Genomic DNA, 16,204 nt, shown 5'->3' on the forward strand with positions numbered 1-16,204 from the left:
CCGAGATAAAATTCACGGCCTCATGATAGGAGTATATCCCTTGCCCGCGCTGGGGGCATCCGGGTTTAGCCCCCCTGGGAGCCGCTTCGGCTGAGGCGCAGGATAAGATCGAAGTGTTTGGGATAAAGGAGAGTCAATTCATCCGCATCGCCCATTTCAAAATCAGCGAAGTCGAACCCGGGGGAAACGATGCAGCTCACCAACGCATATCCCGCAGGCCCAGGCTCCGGCTCCGCGGCGAGCCAGCGCATCCTCGGCACATGCGCGTCTCTGCCGCCGTCAGGGCCTATGGTCTGTGTGACCAGCGCCCCATCCGGCGCAATAGCGTGAATCTGAATACGGTCTCCCCCAAGATGAAGCCAGATCTCGTCATGACGCAATCGGTGCCACTGAGAAAAGGCGCCCAGGGGTAATAAATAGTAAATCAACGTCGCGCTCGGACGCTCGCCATGGGGAGTGGAAACAACAAAAGGCGCAGCGAAAATCCGCCGATAAAACCCTCCCTCAGGGTGCGGCGACAACTGCAATTGATCAACAAGCTGCTGAATGGATGGTGAAACGTCCGATGTCATGGGAGCTCCTGTTGAGATTGGTTGACTTTTATCAGTGTAGGCATAAAGTCCGCCTATTCATTTTATATACCGCGATATTAGTCACCCATGCGCTTTACGCCCTTTCATTCTGTTCTTTTGTTAAGTCTCTATTTTGCTGAGGGTTTTCCCGCTGGTTTGATGGTGCATGTGATTCCTCCCGTGCTGCGGGAGCATGGCGTTCCGTTGGAGTATATCGGCTTGATCAAAATGCTGGCGTTCCCATGGGTGCTGAAGTTTTTATGGGCGCCTTGGGTGGATCGCTACAATTTGTTCCAGCTGGGGCTGCACAAAGGTTGGATCATTACGGCCATTGGCGTGGTCAGCGGGTTATTGCTGTGGTTGGGAACGATGCATCCGGGTCACCTTGGCGCCTGGGGGATTCTGCTTTTCATGCTGATTCTGGTGTGTCTGAACTTTGGCGCGGCGACTCAGGATATTGCGACGGATGGGCTGGCGGTGAAACTGCTGCCGCCGCCTATGCGCGGGTGGGGGAATGCGCTCCAGGTCGGCGGCTACAAAGTGGGTATGATCGTCAGCGCCAGTTTGCTTTTGATGGCCATCGATAAGATAGGCTGGGGCTTGAGCCTTTACAGTATGGCGGCGATTCTGGTTTGTTGTCTGATTCCTATAATGCTGTTCGATGAGCGTCCTTTGGGCGAGACGCCCGGCTCTGACGAAAACCTTCGGGAAGGGGAAAGTAAATCCCCGGTGAGTCTGGCGCTGATTCTCAACACCTATCTGTCTTTCCTGCGCCAACCCGGCATGATCTACTGGGTGGCGGTGCTCCTGTTGTTCAAGATGCCGGACAGTCTGGCCTCCGGCATGATTAAACCCATGCTGGTGGATAAGGGCATGTCGCTCTCGGACGTGGGCGTGGTGACGTTGTTGTCCTCGTTGGTGGGTGTGGCGGCGGTTTTCGCTGGCGGTGGTTTTTATGACCGCTTTGGTCCCAGGATTTGCCTGGTGTCGCTTTCTCTGCTGCAGGCCCTGGCGTTAGCGATGTATTCCATCGTTAGCGGCGGCGCGACGGACATGCCGGTTGTGTTGGCGGTCGCCATTTTCGAACAGATAGTCGACAGCATGGCGAATGTCGCCTTGTTCGCCATGATGATGTATTACTGCCGCAAAGAACATGAAGGCGCTGACTTTACGCTGCAAGCCTGCATTCAGGTGATTGTTTCCGGCGCGGCGGGGGTATTCAGCGGCTTCGTCGCCAAAATGCTGGGTTATGACGGGCTGTTTATCGCTGCCGGGGTGATCAGTCTGTTGGTGGCGTCTCAGGTCCTGCATTACTTCCGCATGGACCCGGACGCGGTCAGAGAATGGCGCAGATTGAAAGAGGCTCCCGCTGAATAACGGGCCTTTAATTATCGCATCAGGCTCTTCACGACAGGCGCAACCCAGCTTTTCGGAACCAGACGCGGTGACTCCACCATCATCTTGTTGAGCATTCCATGCACCACGACGGGTTTGCCTTTCAGCGTCGCTTCGTAAGCCTGCTCCGCCACTTTTTCCGCTGGCATGCGGCGGATGTACTCCATCGCTTTCAGTACGCCGGTTCCCGCCTTGTCGAAAAACTCGGTTTCCGTGGGTCCAGGGCAGGATGCGGTGACAGTGACGCCCTGTGATTTGAGCTCGGCGTGAATCGCCCTTGATAGCGATAGCACATAAGCTTTGGTGGCGTGGTATACCGCGAAATTGGGGCCCGGCATAAAACCGGCGATGGAAGCGATGTTCAGGATGCGACCGCCGCCTTGCTCCACCATGTCGCGCCCAAACAGTTTGCAGAGCGAGGTGAGCACGGTCACGTTGAGGTAGATGGTTTCCTCTTCCAGCTGATAGTCGCGTTCGATGAACGAGCCAAAATATCCTCGTCCCGCATTGTTCACCAGACAGTCTATCCGCACGTTGCGAAAACGCACTTCGTCGTACAGCGCTCGCGCGGCGTTATCAGCGGTCAGGTCGAAGCCGATACACTGGCTGTCGGTGGCATATTTCTCTTTCAGCTCTGCGGCCAGACGCTCCAGATTGTCGCTGCGTCTTGCGACCAGGGCCAGATTCCAGCCATTGCGGGCGAATACCCGCGCCAGCGCCAGGCCAATGCCGGAGGAGGCGCCCGTGATCAATACAGTTTTCGCGCTCATAATTCCAACCCCTGTCTTGTGTTATGTGTGTTTGCCAGATTCCTGCGTGACCTTGATGAAAGCGTGAGTCTTGTTGCGAGGCTGTGGGCTGTTTTTACACGCCCACAAAGCACCGAATAGCAGTCTATCAATATAAATGACCGCTGGTCATTTTCAATTTGGCCAACTCCATCAAACTTTATCTATTCGCCCTGTGGATAAGTGCTAGACTGCTTTTTTGCCTCGAATGATATTGATAAGCTTGGAGCTTGTCGGACTTCATAAACAACCTATGGACAGCATCAGGCTCTGGCGCCCACATGAGTGAATCGGACCCAAAGAAGTTCATCGAGATTAACTTTCCGGTTTTAAAGCAACGAACTGACCGGGTGTTGCGGGGGGCTGGCCAGTTTGCGGTCAGTACGGTAAAACTGCCGAAATCCTTCCTTCCCATCGGCCAGTTGATCCTCAGCGACGACCTCATTGACAGAGAACAACTGGCCCACGAGCTGGATCTGTTATTCGAAGCCCTCTACCAGCACCCCATCTCTGAACAATCCAAGGCCCTGACCGGGTATCTGCGCAAGTACAAACTGATTCCCAATGAAGAGACGACTGAAGGTCTGATTCAGTTTCTGGTCAAACAGACCGTGTCGCGGAGCCCGGTGGAGATCCCCGAGGCTATCGTCAATGAGTTCTGGCAGTTCTTCCATGAGTTGATCAGCGCGCCGGAGTTGAAAGGACTGGTGGAGCTCAACCTGGATATTATCCGCTCCGTGTTGCGCGCCTATGAGCCGTTGCTGGTGGAGCTCATCAATCGCATCAAACACTTGCGACATGTGAATAACCTCGCTATCGGCGAAATGGCGCAAAAGGCGAGAGTGTTGCGCAGCGATCTGGCGATTTTGCGGCGGCAGATCCGCGCTATCCGTTATATCAAGCCTTTCTTACAAACCGATCCGCGTGATTTCGCCGGGCAGGCGCAGATCGTGGCGAAAATGGTGCGCGAGTTCGGCCCTTTGTTTATCAAAATGGCCCAGGTAGCCGCTGCGAATGCGGAGTTCCTGCCGGAAGAAATCGCCACTGAGCTGAAAGTGTTTCAGGAAGACGTGCAGCCAATGACGGCGGAGGAAGTGAACCAGGCGTTTCTGGAATGCTACGGCAAGCTTCCCGGGGAGATATATTTCGGTTTTGATGTCGCTAATCCCTTGCGTTCAGGCTCCATTGGTTCGGTATATGTAGCGAAGAAACCCGTGCGCCGGGATGGCGTCGAAATGCTGGTTCCGATTGTCGTGAAGGTGTCCAGGCACAATCTTGAGCGGGAATTTCAGATGGGCGCGCTGGCTTTGGAGTTGATGTTGATATCCAGTCAATACTGGGCGCCTCATACCAAACTGTTGCCGTTTTTGGAGGCGATGTCCCGTCAGGTTAAAGAATTCACGCGAGGGTTCGAGCAAGAGCTGAACTTCGAGGACGAGGCGGCGATACAAAAACGTTTTTATCGTCGCTCTCAGGACAGCGACAGTTGGTCCGTACCGCAAATATACTCCGCCACAGGGCGCATTATTGAGATGGAATACCTAGAGACGGCGCTGTCAGTGGATCGTCTCTTACGGGAAGTGGCGGGACAGGAAAAAGAAGACCTGCGCCGGAAAGTCGCGGAGCGCTTTCTATTCACCATTTTGCAGCACGTCCTAGTGTATCAAGAGTTTCACGGTGATTTACATCCGGGCAATATCATGGTGACGCCTGAAGGTCGCCTGTTTCTGATTGACTGGGGCAACGTGGTGGATATGCGGGGCAAGTGGCCGTTGGTCTGGGACTATGTCTATGGAGCTCTGACGGCGGATGTGGAGCGCCTGACCCACGCATTGATCGAAATGAGCACGCACCCGGAAGATAACCGCCGCCGCAGGGAGTTTATACACGCCGCCTTGACGGAAACACTGAAGAAGAAGGGGGTCACGCCACTGGGCGTTCATGCTTTGACGCAGTTGTACAAAGAGGGCGTGACAGGCGTTCAGCGTCGTTTGCAGACGGTGATGCATCTGCTATCCAATACCTACCAACTGGGAATTATCGTTCAAAGCGACTACCTGCACCTGAGCCGTTCCATCACCGCTATGGCGGGCGCTTATCTGAGCATGTACGAGCAGGCGCCGCGCGCTCAGTTATTTATGGATCTGGGATTCGGCGTGACTTTGTTTCCCTATCGCCTGGTTCGTGACCGTGTGCAAACCCGGTTGAAGAACTTGCGGGGACTGATCAGCCGAGTCTGAGCGCCCCATATGACGCCTCAAACAGCACTGAGGGCGAGTCTTTAAGTGTGTCTCGCCTCACATTTTTGCTAACAGGCGCCTGCCTTTTTACCCATCTTTCCTAGACCACTTAGGTTGTTTATCTACCTGCTAACCTTAGCTTGTTATGCTAACCGGCTTGTATATAAAGCCTTTTATTTACACAGGTATAACTAATTTTACACAATGTAACATGCCATTTTTTTCTGTTAGAATGCATTTTATGTGTACAGGTCAAAAGCAGACTTGTACTATCTGAATATGGTTAAAAATTGAACAAAATAAGGTGTGGCTTTTCTGGTTGGGTCCATGTCTTGAGCGCTGGGTGAGACCAGCTTGAAGCTTAAGAGCCTATCGCTTTTCAGCAGGTGGCTGCTGAGTAGTAACAAAAAGCCGCTGGGTAGTATGAAAGCCGAATCAGGCTGTAGTGTAGTAAGAGAGCTTAGAATGGAACTTCCACATTTTGATGAATTGCTTGAAATGGCCAAACAAAGGCCTGAAGCATTGGAAGCGCTAAGAGAAGAGATGGTGGAGTACATCATCACCTCCGCCCGGACTGACTGTCAGCGCAAGCTGCGCGGACTTCAGTTCAAGGTCGATATGACCCGCGCCAGAGCCAAGACCCCCTTGGCGGCATGCATCAAGATCAGTCAGTTAATGCATGAGTCCCTGGCGGAGCTGCGTTACTGTTTGAACGAGCGTTATGACTTTGCCTTGGCTGAGGCGGAAGCCGCCCCGGTTTCCAATGCCGAAGTTATCTCTCTCGAAGACTATCGCAGTCGAGCCTGATCCCAGGCGCTTCTCTCTCCCGCAATGGATTGCCTTCTCGGCGTTAATTGATCGCAACGCCGTAATAATATGTTTTAACCGGTTTCGGCGGTCTCCACTCGTGCATTGAAAACACCTGGGGTAAACTGCCGCTCCACCTGCTGGCCGATGTGGAGTGAAACGGTGAATGCATCCTCTTTTCAAATAGTCGCCGACTACGATGACCTGCTGGTCGTTGATAAAGCGCCAGGAATCTCTTTTCATGATGAAGACGGTGTGCAGGGCCTTTGCTCCAGTGTGGCGGACGCCTTAGGCGTCCGCGTCTATCCTGTGCATCGCCTTGATAAAGTGACGTCTGGATTATTATTGCTGCCGAAAACACCAGCGCTAGCTCGCGAATTGACCGAACAGTTCAGCGCCCGCCAAGTTGAGAAATTTTACATAGCTCTGTCTGGGCAAAAGCCGCAAAAAAAGCAGGGTAAAATCATCGGCGATATGGAGAAGGCGCGCGCGGGCGCTTGGAAATTAACTCAGGGGCGCGAAAATCCCGCAGTCACCCAATTCTTCAGCCACACCCTAATGCCCGGCGTCAGGGCGTTTATCGTGCGTCCATTAACGGGGAAAACGCATCAGATTCGCGTTGCGTTGAAAAGTATCTCCGCGCCCATCGCCGGGGACGAATTATATGCGGGAAAGGCGGCCAGAGATTTTGACCGCACTTACTTGCACGCTTATGGCGTGCGTTTCAGTTATAAAGGGGAGCGCTTGGCGATCATCCGTCCACCGCAGACCGGGGAGCTGTTTGTGTCCGAGACGATGCGCGACTTATTGGAGGAGGAGTGGGCGTCTCCTTGGGATCTGCCCTGGCCGGGGCGCTGAGCATTCGGCGTCGTTACAACGCCAGCACCTTCTGTTCGCCGCAGCGGGCGCAACGGTAAACCGTCACCAGCTTGCCTGATTTTACGTCGAATTGCTTTTCCTTACTGATCTCCCATTTGTGAAAGCCGTTGCGACACAAGGTCTTACCTTTGGCTTTCTTCTTCAGGGACGGCCTTTTGAATGGAACGACATCTCCCACGGGGTTTCTCGCATTTGTTAGTCATGAAAATGTGAGCATAGCTCCGAAACGGTTGAAATATCCATATTCGCCCCCACTTTCTGGCCACAAGCGCCGGATAAATCGCCGGCCTGCAATCAATATTATTTCACTTGTTTCCGATACGGACTTACGCCAGGAGTTTGTCGACCGATGACGACTGCAACAGAAAAACAAACCTTAGGCTTTCAGGCTGAAGTGAAGCAATTGCTTCACCTGATGATTCACTCGCTCTACAGCAACAAGGAAATATTCCTTCGCGAACTGGTATCCAACGCGTCGGACGCCTTGGATAAGTTACGCTTTCAGGCGTTGAGCAAAGAAGACCTCTACGAAGGCGACAACGACCTCAAAGTTCGCCTGGAGTTTGATGAGAAAGCGCAGACCATTACTTTATCGGACAACGGTATCGGCATGAGCCGTGATGAAGTGGTGACGAACCTGGGCACTATCGCCAAATCCGGTACGGCGGAATTTCTTTCCAGTCTGACCGGCGACCAAAAACAGGACTCACGTTTGATCGGGCAGTTCGGCGTCGGCTTCTACAGCGCCTTTATCGTTGCCGACAAGGTTGAGGTTTATACTCGCCGCGCAGGCATGAAACCTGAAGAAGGGGTGCGCTGGGAGTCCAGAGGAGAAGGCGACTTCTCCATTGAAACCGTGACCAAAGAAGAGCGCGGCACGCGTATTGTGTTGCACTTGAAAGAAGAAGAGAAAGAGTTCGCTAACGGCTGGCGCTTGCGCAGTCTGGTGAAAAAGTACTCCGACCATATTTCCTTCCCGGTTGAAATGATCAAAGAAAATATGGACGTTGGGGAAGAGGAAGAAGGCAAAGAGAAGGCGGAATCCGCGCCTGAATTTGAATCGGTTAACGAAGCGACCGCACTCTGGACCTTGCCTCGCAACGAGATCAAAGACGAAGACTATAAAGAGTTCTACAAACACATTGCTCACGACTTCAGTGACCCAGTGCTCTGGGCGCATAACCGCGTGGAAGGCAAGCTGGACTACACCAGTCTGCTGTATGTTCCCGCAAAAGCGCCCTATGACTTGTGGAATCGCGAAGCGCCACGTGGGCTGAAGCTATACATCCAGCGTGTTTTCATCATGGATGACGCTGAGCAGTTCCTGCCACTGTATCTGCGTTTCGTGAAAGGCGTCGTGGACACTAACGATCTGTCCCTGAACGTATCGCGGGAAATTCTGCAGAACGACAAGGCGGTGGAAAGCATGCGCTCCGCGCTGACCAAGCGCGTGTTGGACATGCTGTCCAAACTGGCTGCTGACGATGCGGAAAAATACCAGACTTTCTGGAATGAGTTTGGTCGTGTATTGAAAGAAGGTCCGGCTGAAGACTTCGCTAACCGCGAGAAAATCGCCAAGTTGATGCGCTTCTCCAGCACGCACCAGGACGACGACAAGCAGACACAGTCTTTGGAAGACTATGTCAGCCGTATGAAGCAGGGGCAGGATAAGATTTACTACATTACTGCCGAATCCTACAGCGCTGGCGTGAAGAGCCCGCACCTTGAGATTTTCCGCAAGAAGGGCATTGAAGTGCTCGTGATGCATGACCGCATTGACGAGTGGCTGATGAGCCATCTCAACGAGTTCGACGGCAAGCACTTCCAGGATATCGCCAAAGGCGAATTGGACCTGGGCGAAGTGGAAGACAAAGAAGAGAAACAGAAGCAGGAAGAGGTTTCCAAAGAGGCGGAGCCTTTGCTGAACCGCTTGAAGGAAGTGTTGAAAGATTACGTGGAAGAAGTGCGCGTGACTCACCGCTTGACTGACTCTCCCGCCTGTCTGGTGGTCGGCGCTTACGATATGGGCGTGCAGATGCGTCGCATCATGGAAGCGGCGGGCCAGGCGTTGCCTGAGAACAAACCGACCTTCGAGATCAACCCTGAGCATCCCCTGGTGAAAAAACTGGGTGAAGAGCAGGGCGCGCGTTTCGAAGATCTGACTTGGGTGTTGTTTGATCAGGCGCGACTGGCTGGCGGCGAGAACCTGAAAGATCCTGCCGGTTACGTAAGCCGTCTGAATAAACTGCTGCTTGAGCTTTCTAACGCGGGCTAAGCCTCGTATAGCTGTCTAAGTTGCAGTAAGAGAAAGGCCGCTTAAACAGCGGCCTTTTTTAGTGGGAGAAAGATGGGCTAAAGGTGTCTAATGGAAAACAATTAGCGTCTGGCGGCGCGGCGTACCGCGGAAGTTGAGAAGTCGCTATCTCTCAGCCCGGGCGCAAAGTCGCGAGGCCTTTCTTCGTTATCCAAACCGTCGACGAAATAACGCCCTGACTTCAGGTCGTAAATAACCTCCAGTGTGGTCCAGGGAGCTTTCACCTCGTAGTAATTCACCAAGTGGGCTTCCGATACGCGCCACCGTTCACCTTTATCGTCATAATCCTCCGCAACCAGCAGTTGCCAGGAGTCCTCATCAAAGTACATGCGGCGCTTGTGATAGATGTGACCCAGCCCTTCGCGCAGGATGCCTTCCACCACCCACACCCGGTGTGCTTCGTAGCGAGCATGCTCTTGATTGATGTGGCCGGGACGCACGATATCGTTCATGCGCAGGTTGCTGGAGTGCAACTGGTAAGCGTTGTAAGGCACATACATGACCTTCTTGGCGATCAGCGTCCATTCATATTGGTCCGGCGCCCCGTTGTACATATCAATCTGGTCGGTAGTTCGCAGCCCTTCGCTATTTGGGGCCTCGGCGTCGTAAGCCAGATTAGGGGAGCGTCGCAGGCGACGTTCACCGGCCTGATAGCGCCAGGACTGTCTGGGAGAGCGAATCTGATCCAGCGTCTCATGCACCAGGTTCATGGTTCCTGCGAGCTTGGCGGGAGCGACGACCTCCGTCTTGAGATAGAAGATTTTGTTATCGATGTCTTCCGGGCGATTGTGCTGCTGAGCATACACAAAGAAATACTCATAGTCGGTTGTCACCGGCGTGTAAGAACCGTCTGGAAGTGTGGCGGCGAACGAAGAACGAAATGAAGCCTCTTCACCCCGGTAGCGCAGGATATGGTTCCAGATAATCTCCACTCCCTGATTGGGGATCGGAAATGGACTGGTGATCAGCGATCCTTTAACGCCTGTTCCACGAGGCATTAGTTCCGCTTTCGCGGCGTTCTGCTTAAGGGCTGCGTAGACGTGGTCAGGGTAAGACGCGCTGCGGCGGCTGGGATACACTTTCAGAATGTAATCGCTTGGATACTTCTGCAGCAGAGCCTTGTGGCCTTCGGTCAGTTTGTCTGAATAATCCTGTGCATTGCTGGCGTTAATGATGAAGCGTGGAACGTCCGCATCGAAAGGGTCAGCATGCCATTTGTCTGGATTGTAATTCGCAGGCGGCTGCTTAATGCCTCCATCCCAAGAGGGCACTTCACCCCCTTCGCTACCAGCCCTCTCGGCGCCAAGCGGCGTGAGATCCCGGTCCAAACGTGCAACCTGATCTGGCGGCGCCTTAGCTGGGGCGTTTTGCGCGATTAGTGAAAATACGAGTAATACCAGTGCGTTATTTATATTTTTTCTTGCGTTACGGCTATAAGCCATGTCTTTCTCACTCTCTTTCTAGAAGTAACAGACAGTTCCCTTACTTTCTCTCCCTGGACAAAATTATAGCAGTCTAAAATATTATTCTAGTTTTCTCACTAGCGCCTTTGTTAGCGTTTATGGCGGGTTGCTGCTGAACGTTAACTTGTGTAAGGGGCGAGCCTGAGGATCGGGTGCTAAGCTATGAGAAAGGGGCTGCTGATAGATTGTCGCCATTTTTACGGAAACCTGAGTCGGATTTAGGTGGCAATGGTAGGAAATTTAGGCGTCTAAACGAATCGGAATTGCGCCTCAGGAAATAGTCCGGAGGGGAATTTTTTATTAAAGAACTTATGGTTAAAAACCTATACACTAACAAAGAGCAATTGTTGATGAGTTAAGGTATGTCCGATAAGTGGCTGACTTATGTTAATGAAAACCTGTTTTTCGCCAAGCTGCAGTTGCAGTGGAGGGATGCACCCTCAACGGTGGCGGAAAAGCAATGCGCCGGACGGGCGGCTTTGCGTTTTCTGCAGCAGGCATATGTCGGCTTCTTGAATGAGCTTGCGGAGCAGCGTCGCATCAAAGTTAAAATTGAGACGCTCGCTGACTTGGAAGGACAGTTGGAAGTTGAATCGCCAGAAGTAATCAGCATGAAGCTGGCGGCGGCTCAACCCGATTCCTGGCTGGCTCAACTGCTGAAACAATTTGGGGAAATATCTCGCCCCCGAAAAAATGAAACGCCGCAAAATGAAAATATTATCGCCGCCACGTCAGCTCCATATGTGATGGAGTTAGTGGTGATACTGGAGTCCATGCAGGCGTTCATCAACGAGATGAGAGAGCACAGTTTTGAGTGGTAGAGGTAAGCTTGAATGAAAGAAACCCTCTCAGGCCTCGACTGATAACAGCTTAGGAAAATGAATGAGGCGCCTGTGGCTAGTTTTCTGATTTGTTCGCTCCCGGGTGTTGGGACGATGGAAAACATTTCAGTGAGAACTTACGAGTAGGAGATTTGGAAATGGCATCAAGCTTCTTTGAAATTGTTCAATTGCCGAATGGCGATTTCGCTTTGCAACCCATGGGAGGCGGAAGCGAACATTTGGTGAAAATCAGCTTCGGTCAGGAAGCCAAGGCATATCTGGCGGAAAATGACGCAGCTGTTGCGCATGCAATGATTAATGCGGCGATTAAATTGGTAGGAGATATGCGGGAAGAGGCGATTCGTCAGTCTGAGGCGGAAGAAAAGCCGAAAACCGTACACTAAAGGCCCCGGCTGCCCATACAAGGGCAGTCGGCGCTTCGTTCCCTGTTAGCGGCGAATAACGCCGACGCCCAGTCCTTCGATGTCCAGCGGTTGTTGTGACAGATTCACTTCAATTGGCTCAAACTCTTCGTTTTCCGGCAATAAAAGCACTTTGTTTTTTTGACGCTGAAAGCGCTTTACGGTCACTTCATCGCCAATACGCGCAACCACAATTTGCCCGTTGTGGATATCGGTCGTGCGATGCACCGCCAGTAAATCACCGTCGAGTATTCCCACGTCCTTCATGCTCATGCCTTTGACACGAAGAAAATAATCGGCGGAAGGAGTAAAGAAGGATGGAGGCAGTTCGCAATACTCTTCAATATTTTCCTGGGCCAGAATGGGGTAGCCCGCTGCAACCTGACCGACAATTGGAATCCCCTGATTTTGCGTTTCCGTCGCTGGCAACCTGATGCCGCGAGAGGCGCCGGGAACCATCTCGATAGCGCCTTTCTTCGCCAGAGCTTTCAGGTGCTCTTCCGCAGCGTTAGCGGAGCGAAACCCCAGACGATTGGAAATTTCCGCCCGGGTAGGTGGATAACCCGTTTCCTCAATATGCTCGCGAATCAGTTGTAAAACCTGCTCCTGGCGCTTGGTTAGCTTAATCACTCCACCCTCCGGGGACCCTAAAAGGTCTGATAAAATTCTGTGTATACTATATGTTTATCCATGTCTGTTTATGTATACAGTAATGGATTGGGCAAGTAAAGAAAAAATGTCTAAGTGACTGAGGTTTAAGATGAAAACTCTCATGGCGGACCGCTTATCAAGTAAAGCTGTTGAATATTGATCAGCAACAAATGCCCGTCTTGGTTAATCGAGAAAAATATAAAACAGATGGTTAGTCTCTCAGGGAGCAGCCTATGGGTTCGCGTATTTTGATTATTCAGGGACACCCTGATCCACGGGGAGGCCGGTATTGTCATGCCTTGGCTGACGCGTATGCAGACGGCGCGGAGGCGGCGGGGCATGAGGTGCGTAGGCTGGCGGTGGCGACAATGAATTTTCCCTAGTTGCGTTCAAAGCAGGAGTTTGAAGAACAACCGCCGCCGGAATCGATTATCGCTGCGCAGAAAGAAATCCAATGGGCCGAATGTCTGTTTATTGTTTATCCGCTATGGATGGGAGATCTTCCTGCGATATTAAAAGCATTCCTGGAGCAGACGCTGCGGCCGGGGTTTGCTGTAAGCGGTGGCGATAAGTGGCCCAAAAGGCTATTGAAAGGGCGCAGAGCGCGTATTGTCGTAACGATGGGGATGCCTGCGTTTGTCTATCGCTGGTTTTATCGTTCGCATAGTTTAAAAAGTCTAAAACGTAATATCTTGGGTATTTGTGGCGTTTCGCCGGTCCAGGCGTCGCTGATTGGCGCGGTGGAGGATTCTGATTCGCGGTCCCGAAAACACTGGCTGGATAGAATGCGCAGGTACGGCGGTAAAGCGATATAGCCTTTGGTTTAGTCATTGCCTTATCTGCTTGGTGGCTTTGATACAATTTGATGCTTTTCTTAGACAGACCGATAACTTCTATCGGTATATCTTCATGGCCCGTGCGGTAAAGCTCATGATCCGCAGCGTACTTTTCATATCAGTTGTAAATCTCTTCAGGAATCGTCATGGCGCCAGCGAACAGATGGTTTAGAGCCCCCTTTGTGGTTGGCGTTGTCTTTCTTATTCTCACTGTCAGCGCAATGACATGGTCAAAGGGCGGTGGGGAGCTTTTTAAGTATTTTCGACACAACTCGGAGCAGCCGGAAAAGTTATCAGAATTGCCTCCACCGCTGCCGGCATACAGTCGAGCAAAAGAGGACGAATCATACTACAAGGAAGAGAGTAAGCCTGACTGCTATTTGAATGGTCTTTCGGGGCTCTCGGGTGACGAATTTGTTCTGGCCATATGGGGAATGGATCATTATTGTGTGAGGGACTTGGTCTTCATGGAGGAACAAGCTCTTCTCAATATATTCTCGGAAGCCAACATGTCAGTCGTGGCGCAAGCGGCCACTTCAGAATCATCTTATTTTCAAGACGATAATATCTATGAACTGACGAACCTCATTCAATATCTGCATGTGGGATATGTGCTGGAAAGAAACCGCCCGCGTAAGAAGAAGCTATATGGAAAGGCGTTGCAGAAACAGGTTGCGGTAGTCGTCGTTCAAGTGACCAATAATGCTCTGCAAGGCGCCATTGGAGCAGATCGCGCGCGATTGACGGAGCTGTCTTTTAAACTGGTAAACAGTTCTGATAGTCAGGGAGCGGTTGTCAATGAGTCCGTCGCCTGGTTAGAGAAACTGGGCCCGCTGACCGACGCCAATGAGCGTTATGATTTAGCGTTAAACGAGCTTTTCAATATCTACTATAAAGGCCATGACAATGACGCCTTTGTCGACATCGCCTCTCATGATGCGCAGATTCCCAACGCGCTTTATCGCTTCATTGTTGATAAAGATTCGTGGTTGGTAGGCAGCCGGGAGTATCTATTGATGAATGCCGTCAAAGAGCTCGGGCGCTTTCTGCAGTATAAAACGATACGGGATGATACAGGCCACTTCATACGTAACCTGATTAACAGATATGACCTGAGTCGTGACACAGCGAATGTGTGGAGCATTCTGGCTGGCTCAGTGGATTACTACGATAAGTCGAACTGCAGGCTTTACAACGCTTGCGATTATAGAAAGCGCGTCGAGACTGTTATTTTGCGCCGAGAGCGCATGTGTGGCGAGACGGTCAGAATAAGGGCTCAATCCATGACGGAGGAGCAGTTTGACTCCGCCTGTGAAGCTTTGTCTCGGCGCGAAGATATCTTTCACCAGATGCTGAACAGTAATCGAGAGCCCGTTGCTGAGGATCAGAACGACACTCTGGAAATGATCATATTTAAGGATTCAGACACATTCGTTGACTTGGGCTGGCTATTGTTTGATTCCGATGCAGTGACCGCTGGTGGCGTTTTCTATGAGGGCGATCCTTTTGATGAAGCTAATCAGGCGCGAGTGCTGGCTTATCAGTCAGAAGAGGTCTCAGACTCTCATCAGATACTGAATCTGGATCATGAGTTTGTGCATTATCTGGACGGGTGATTCACCATGTATGGTTTGGAGTCGGAGTACGTTGAAGATAATGTTTGGTGGGCCGAAGGCGTCGCCGAATACATTGCCTTACAGGATCACTATCCAGATGCAGAAGAAGCGGCTTTGTCAGAAATGGTGCGTTTCTCAGATATCATACACTCCAACTACAAGAGCGATGAGTCACGTATTTATCATTGGGGTTATTGGGCGGTGCGGTATATGTTCGAACAACGTCCAGACGATGTTGAACGATTGGTGAAGTGGTTCCGGCAAGGGCGCTACGAGGATTACCAGGACTGGTTGAAAGATGAGGCGAAATTCTTGGATGCGGATTTTGCAGAGTGGATGACGACGATCAAAAAGGAGCTTCAGGTCGCCTCTGGCGTTTAAAGTAAAAGCCAAATCCCTGGCGTATTGATTAATAAATCCGTGCTTGTAAATTTCGTTAGCCGTTTCGGCGGGATAACTGAGCTGCCGTAGAAGGCTCTGGGGTGATATCGGTCATTGACTGAATTGAGGGGATGGCTGCGTCAAATTGTTGCTCATCCTCTTTGGCTTCTATATTTGCGCAGAACTCCATCAGCCAAGCATACCCGTAAGGGGTTATCTGTTCGGTATAGCGCAGCAACTCCGCGATGCGGAATAAGTCGTTAACGACCTTCTGCGAAGGGGATGTCTGATTCACTGTTACTCCTTAAACCTGTGTTCAATGATGCCCTAAGGGCTAGTGTAATTGTATTTTTGGAAGGAAATGGTATTTGTCTTGTTATGACGGAGCAAGAGGGGGTATGGCCTAGGCCATATGTAAAGGGGCCTTGGTGATGAAAAGCTCTATGATAAAGCAACCTCATAACCTTCGTTCGGGATAATTATGACAAAGCACACCGATCAAACATCTAGTTCTATTTTGGAAAGGCTACGTCGTCCAGCTGATGTAGTCTATACGCCAACAGGAAGAGAGAGTGCGTTCTTTGGTGCGAGCCATACAACTCAAATACTATGTGTATCTAGTGGTGCTATTAAATATATTAACTCAAAAGGCATTGAAATGAGCATCAATCTAAAAGAGTGTGGTTATTGTAATGAGTTTGAAATAGGCTATATAGGTAGACGAGGTCTTCTGTCATCCCCGCCTTGGGTTGAGTTTTTTGATAAAAAGCATACCCGCTTTGAGTTTGAATCAAGAAAGTATGCCTATTCTTGTATCTTAAATAGATTGCAGGAGATGGGGTTTAAAACGATGGACATGGATTGAGATATAGGCGCACTCTATTTGTTATGGATCCTGTAGGTAATTCTGTGTATCTGCTTGGTTGTTAGAGATACTTAGTTACTAACCCGTAAATAAGTATCCGATCACTAAGCCATAATATATTTAAGTTCTGGATGCCAAAATAAACTTTGAAGAG

At 51.2% G+C, this 16,204-nt stretch carries 14 protein-coding genes and 2 pseudogenes; 10 read left to right on the forward strand and 6 right to left on the reverse strand.

Annotated elements, in window-relative coordinates:
• Window positions 1–65: 65 nt before the first annotated feature.
• Window positions 66–572, reverse strand: coding sequence for a cupin domain-containing protein (locus tag ONV78_RS28290; protein WP_279507884.1), 507 nt, complete (start codon window positions 570–572; stop codon window positions 66–68).
• Window positions 573–659: 87 nt separating this feature from the next.
• Here ONV78_RS28290 and ONV78_RS28295 point away from each other — a divergent pair, with 87 nt between their 5' ends.
• Window positions 660–1,949, forward strand: coding sequence for an MFS transporter (locus ONV78_RS28295; RefSeq protein ID WP_279507885.1), 1,290 nt, complete (start codon window positions 660–662; stop codon window positions 1,947–1,949).
• 11 nt (window positions 1,950–1,960) lie between these two features.
• On the opposite strand, the gene ONV78_RS28300 is transcribed toward ONV78_RS28295, so the two are convergent.
• Window positions 1,961–2,737, reverse strand: a complete 777-nt coding sequence (locus tag ONV78_RS28300; RefSeq protein ID WP_216737341.1) for an SDR family oxidoreductase — start codon at window positions 2,735–2,737, stop codon at window positions 1,961–1,963.
• A 299-nt stretch (window positions 2,738–3,036) separates the two neighbouring features.
• Between ONV78_RS28300 and ONV78_RS28305 the strand changes: the two genes are divergently transcribed.
• From ONV78_RS28305 to ONV78_RS28315, 3 genes are all read left to right on the forward strand, one after another.
• Window positions 3,037–4,995 (forward strand): AarF/ABC1/UbiB kinase family protein, encoded by a 1,959-nt coding sequence (locus tag ONV78_RS28305; RefSeq protein ID WP_279507886.1) that lies wholly within the window; start codon window positions 3,037–3,039, stop codon window positions 4,993–4,995.
• Window positions 4,996–5,460: 465 nt separating this feature from the next.
• Entirely contained in the window at window positions 5,461–5,802 is a 342-nt protein-coding gene (locus tag ONV78_RS28310; protein ID WP_041598539.1) for a DUF3135 domain-containing protein, read from the forward strand.
• 162 nt (window positions 5,803–5,964) lie between these two features.
• The gene (locus ONV78_RS28315) at window positions 5,965–6,660 is read left to right on the forward strand and encodes a TIGR01621 family pseudouridine synthase (protein ID WP_279507887.1); all 696 of its coding nucleotides are present in this window, start codon (window positions 5,965–5,967) and stop codon (window positions 6,658–6,660) included.
• A 13-nt stretch (window positions 6,661–6,673) separates the two neighbouring features.
• Here the strand turns inward: ONV78_RS28315 and ONV78_RS28320 are convergent, their stop codons facing one another.
• Complete coding sequence (locus tag ONV78_RS28320; protein WP_279507888.1) at window positions 6,674–6,859, reverse strand: hypothetical protein; 186 nt, start codon at window positions 6,857–6,859, stop codon at window positions 6,674–6,676.
• Between the two features lie 171 nt (window positions 6,860–7,030).
• On the opposite strand from ONV78_RS28320, the gene htpG reads away from it, so the two are divergent.
• Window positions 7,031–8,956, forward strand: coding sequence for a molecular chaperone HtpG (gene htpG, locus ONV78_RS28325; protein WP_279507889.1), 1,926 nt, complete (start codon window positions 7,031–7,033; stop codon window positions 8,954–8,956).
• A gap of 101 nt (window positions 8,957–9,057) precedes the next feature.
• Here the strand turns inward: htpG and ONV78_RS28330 are convergent, their stop codons facing one another.
• Window positions 9,058–10,266: a DUF1329 domain-containing protein gene (locus tag ONV78_RS28330; protein WP_279507890.1), complete on the reverse strand. Its 1,209-nt coding sequence runs from the start codon at window positions 10,264–10,266 to the stop codon at window positions 9,058–9,060.
• Between the two features lie 554 nt (window positions 10,267–10,820).
• On the opposite strand from ONV78_RS28330, the gene ONV78_RS28335 reads away from it, so the two are divergent.
• Complete coding sequence (locus ONV78_RS28335; protein WP_279507891.1) at window positions 10,821–11,279, forward strand: DUF6586 family protein; 459 nt, start codon at window positions 10,821–10,823, stop codon at window positions 11,277–11,279.
• Window positions 11,280–11,437: 158 nt separating this feature from the next.
• The gene (locus ONV78_RS28340; RefSeq protein ID WP_011395969.1) at window positions 11,438–11,683 is read left to right on the forward strand and encodes a hypothetical protein; all 246 of its coding nucleotides are present in this window, start codon (window positions 11,438–11,440) and stop codon (window positions 11,681–11,683) included.
• 45 nt (window positions 11,684–11,728) lie between these two features.
• Here ONV78_RS28340 and lexA read toward each other — a convergent pair whose 3' ends face one another.
• Window positions 11,729–12,331 (reverse strand): transcriptional repressor LexA, encoded by a 603-nt coding sequence (gene lexA, locus ONV78_RS28345; RefSeq protein WP_347815435.1) that lies wholly within the window; start codon window positions 12,329–12,331, stop codon window positions 11,729–11,731.
• 254 nt (window positions 12,332–12,585) lie between these two features.
• Here lexA and ONV78_RS28350 point away from each other — a divergent pair.
• Window positions 12,586–13,167: pseudogene (locus ONV78_RS28350) on the forward strand (NAD(P)H-dependent oxidoreductase).
• 242 nt (window positions 13,168–13,409) lie between these two features.
• Window positions 13,410–15,185: pseudogene (locus ONV78_RS28355) on the forward strand (collagenase).
• 55 nt (window positions 15,186–15,240) lie between these two features.
• On the opposite strand, the gene ONV78_RS28360 reads toward ONV78_RS28355, so the two are convergent.
• The gene (locus tag ONV78_RS28360; protein WP_279507892.1) at window positions 15,241–15,480 is read right to left on the reverse strand and encodes a hypothetical protein; all 240 of its coding nucleotides are present in this window, start codon (window positions 15,478–15,480) and stop codon (window positions 15,241–15,243) included.
• 186 nt (window positions 15,481–15,666) lie between these two features.
• Between ONV78_RS28360 and ONV78_RS28365 the strand changes: the two genes are divergently transcribed.
• Window positions 15,667–16,050, forward strand: a complete 384-nt coding sequence (locus ONV78_RS28365; protein WP_279507893.1) for a hypothetical protein — start codon at window positions 15,667–15,669, stop codon at window positions 16,048–16,050.
• Window positions 16,051–16,204 lie beyond the last annotated feature (154 nt).

This window comes from Hahella sp. CR1 (genome assembly GCF_029813005.1).
Taxonomy (GTDB): domain Bacteria; phylum Pseudomonadota; class Gammaproteobacteria; order Pseudomonadales; family Oleiphilaceae; genus Hahella.